Raw genomic sequence first — 664 nt, 5'->3', positions numbered from 1 at the left:
GCATGGGTCATATTAAGAGGGGAATGCAAGAAGGTGACCCAAAGGTCGCTTGTTTCGATGAGGATGTGGAAGGGACCTTATGGTTCAAGGAAAGACTGGTTGTGCCTAAGAAAGAAGAGTTTAAGAAGAAAATATTGGACAAAGCCCATACGTCGAGGTACTCCATTCATCCTAGGAGCACTAAGATGTATCATGACTTGAGAGCGGTTTTAGTGGACAAGAATGAAGCGAGAGATAGCAAAGTATGTGGCAAAATGCAACACATGTTGAAGAGTCAAGGCCGATCATTTGAGACCAGCCAGAAACCTACAACCCTTGAGCATTCCCAAGTGGAAGTGGGAAAACATATGCATGGATTTCATTGTGTGTTTGCCCCACATCTCGTGTGGGTATAACTCCATATGGATCATTGTGGATCACTTGACTAAGTTAACCCACTTTATACCCATATCCACCACATACAGGGTCAGCCAGTACGCCGAGCTTTACATATCACACATTGTCCGCTATCACGACATCCCAAATACCATCATCTTCAATAGAGGATCAATCTTTATAGCTCACTTCTGGGAGCAACTATATGAGTGTTTGGGCACCTATCTCATCCGAAGCTCAACCTATCATTCTCAGACTGATGGACAAACTGAGTGAGTCAATCAAATCA

General features: G+C 43.7%; 1 protein-coding gene. It reads left to right on the top strand.

The window, feature by feature from the left end; all coding sequences use genetic code 11:
* Nucleotides 1–395, top strand: a 395-nt coding sequence (locus tag ACQY5W_RS13190) for a hypothetical protein (protein WP_428025436.1), incomplete at its 5' end; no start/stop codon positions are given.
* Nucleotides 396–664 lie beyond the last annotated feature (269 nt).

Source organism: Arcobacter sp., from assembly GCF_050300555.1.
In the GTDB taxonomy this organism is placed as follows: Bacteria; Campylobacterota; Campylobacteria; order Campylobacterales; family Arcobacteraceae; genus Arcobacter.
Note: the sequence above shows the minus strand (reverse complement) of the source record. Positions and strands in the feature narration are given on the sequence as shown.